At 63.5% G+C, this 2,939-nt stretch carries 4 protein-coding genes; all 4 read right to left on the bottom strand.

Translation table 11 applies throughout. The features are described 5' to 3' along the window. On the bottom strand, positions 1-423 hold a 423-nt coding region (locus ABIV12_RS15075; protein ID WP_348060774.1), incomplete at its 3' end, for a two-component regulator propeller domain-containing protein. 49 nt (positions 424-472) lie between these two features. Then, complete coding sequence (locus tag ABIV12_RS15080) at positions 473-1,081, bottom strand: response regulator transcription factor (RefSeq protein WP_348060780.1); 609 nt, start codon at positions 1,079-1,081, stop codon at positions 473-475. A 256-nt stretch (positions 1,082-1,337) separates the two neighbouring features. Next, positions 1,338-2,213, bottom strand: a complete 876-nt coding sequence (locus ABIV12_RS15085; protein ID WP_348060776.1) for an AraC family transcriptional regulator — start codon at positions 2,211-2,213, stop codon at positions 1,338-1,340. Between the two features lie 527 nt (positions 2,214-2,740). Further along, on the bottom strand, positions 2,741-2,939 hold a 199-nt coding region (locus ABIV12_RS15090; RefSeq protein WP_348060778.1), incomplete at its 5' end, for a hypothetical protein.

Here is a 2,939-nt window from a genome sequence, read left to right on the forward strand (position 1 = left end):
CCAGACCGCGCCTTTCACATCGGGAAACGCAAACAGCCGTCCGTCGTGAAGGCGGGCGAGCCCTTCGTAGGATCCGATCCACAGCGCGCCATCGCGCGCCGCCATCAGCGCGACGATGGACCCGGACGGTGGGCGAGCCTGTACAGTCGGGAGCAACGGCTCAAAGTGAATTCCATCGAACCGCACCAGCCCGTTTGCGGTGCCGATCCAGAGATAACCGTCAGTGGTCTGAGCAAACACCTGCGGCGCGCCGGGAAAAAACCCATCGCGCGTTCGCCACGCGGTGTGCCCGTATTGGGACACATGCACCTGGGGGTCGAGCGCAGAGGCCCGATGCAGCGAGCCCGCAAAAAAGATCGCGAGCGCCAGGACTACCCGCTCGCGAAAACCGCGGCTCACATTCTGCAGATTCCATGTCGCCATCGGCATTCGCTCGTTCGAGGTCGGGCATGACTGCGAGCGGCCCCGCCCGCTACTTCGGCGCCAGTATCCCGCGCCGGTACGCGATATTGATCGCGTGCGTCCGGTCCAGCGCGCCCAACTTGCCGAGTATGCTCTTGACGTGGTTCTTCACTGTATCTTCGGAGATGCCCAACAATGCACCCACCCGCTTGTTGGAGTTTCCCGCGGCGATGCATTCAATCACCTGTCGCTCGCGATTGGACAGCGATTCGCTTTCCATGTGTTCGGCCAGTTCGCGCGCGACGTCGGCTGCGATGTAGCGGCGTCCGCTCGACACCTCGCGTATCGCATCGATCAACTCGGTCCGGATCGCGCTCTTCAGCAGGTAAGCCTTGGCCCCCGCGACCAGTGCGTCACGCGCCTGCACGTCGCCGCGATAGGTGGTGAACACGATGATCCGTGCGTCCGGAAATTCCCTGCAGATCGCTTTCGTCGCAGCGACGCCGTCCATCTCCGGCATCTGGATGTCCATCAGCACGATGTCGGGTCGGAGGCGACGATGAACCTCCACCGCTTCGCATCCGTTGGTCGCCTGCCCAACGATCTGCAACGTCTCGTCTTCTTCCAGTACCGCCGCCAAACCGGTGCGCATCAGCGGGTGGTCATCGACGATGAGGATGCGGACGATGGACAGGCTCACTGGCAGGCTCCTTGCGCGCGTTGGGTCGAACACCGCTCCACGTCCGGACGGGTCAACGGAATCGGGCCCGACCAAAGACATGCGATGGGCGACACAAGAACACGCGACGGCGCTCGTCGCAATGACCCTTTGGGGCCAATCCGCGCACTTCTCCACTCGCCGGCGCTCCCGGGCCACCTTGCAGTCGATCAATCCCTGGAAAACGCCGGCATCAACGTGACGTGCGCGTGGATCGTCACGCCATGGACATCGACGCGCGTGCATGGTCGGCGTCATCGGAGCACGATGTCGACTGACGCGCATCGACATGCACGGGTGCGTAGCGGCGCCATGCACCGGGCGTCATTCCCGCGATGCGGGAAAACGTCCGCGTGAAGTGACTCTGATCGGCAAAGCCACAGGCCAGCGCAATGTCGGCCAGCGGACGTTGACGGTCGGCAACGAGCAAATCCTTGCAGAGATTGACCCGGCGGACCACCAGCCAGCGATGCGGCGGAAGTCCTGTCGATTTGCGAAAAGCGCGGACGAAGTGGCTGACCGAGAGGCGGCAGACGCTCGCGAGTTCGTCCAGCGGCACCGAGTGCGCCGGATGGCGCATGAGCAACTCGCTCGCACGTTCCTGCTGCCAGCGCGCAAGGCCGCCTCGCTCCGTGCAGGACGCGCGCGTGAAGGTCAGAGTGGAAGCGAGATGCGCATCGAACGCGAGCGCCGCACGCTCGACGAACACCGCATCGGCCGTCAACGGATCTTCCAGTGCGGTGACGAGAATTGCACACAGATGCCGCGCGGTCCGCTCCCCGAGCATGCGCGTGAGCGCGGCGATCCGTGGATCGTCGATCTGTCGGCCCCGCTCGACGAGGAACAGGGTGCCATCTTCAAGACGGGCGATCGCCTTCAGCGCAGCGCGCTCTCGCGGAAACGCAAGCGCTGCGGCACACGCACGACCGACCCAGACATCGAGGTCGCCGAGCGACGCGACAAGAAGGACACAAAAGGGATTCGGCATCGCGGCCTCACCGTCTGCACCGAGAATGCGTGCGTACAGCAGCCGGCGCTGGTGGGTGCCGTTCAATGCTGGCGTCGTGAAACTCGATTCGGCCATCGCGCTCATCGTTCATCCCCCGCAAGGAGTCACGATTGTCGATCGTGCAAGCGCAGTACGTCAGACCCATTCGGTGTGTATCACGTAACCCGTTGGAGCGGGACCGCGTGACCCGATCGAGTCAACGCAGCGTCGCCCGCTTCGTTGATGATCCTCGGCGAGACGCTGCAAGCGCAGCCAGCGCGTGCGGGTCGTCACACGTCAGCCGTGACGAGCACGTTCGTCCGCTCAAAAGGGCCGGCCGCAACCAACGCGACCGGCTTCGAGGAAATCGCCCACGTCGCCGCACTTTCAAGGGCACGCCTCCGGCAAAGATCAGCAAGCGTCCATCATTGGACGTTTGAATACCGAGAAACTGCTGTCCCGGCTGCACTGGAGCAGACAACGCATCCGTTTCGATGAATAGCAGGCATGCCGCGGCGCATCGATCACTTGCGGGGCCGTTTCAGACACGATGCCTTGTTCCTTCACAGCGCGAGCGCGCTGCGGTTCTATCCTTTCACGGCGCCGGCGGATACACGCCGAGCTTCGCGACATCAATGCGGAAAATGCGCGAGAACCCAATGCTGAGCATCGAGCGGTCCGTCGGAGCCGGCACCCATGTAGGAATACATCGCCTCATGCGCGTCGACGAATTCCTTGCGCCCCACCTTCCGGTCGGCGTTCGCATCGACGATCATCATCATGCGAAGCGATCCGAGAGCGCGTGCATAGCCACCGTTCGAAAGGCTGATC

Origin of the sequence: Dokdonella sp. (assembly GCF_039926425.1) — a bacterium.
Classification (GTDB): Bacteria; Pseudomonadota; Gammaproteobacteria; order Xanthomonadales; family Rhodanobacteraceae; genus Dokdonella_A.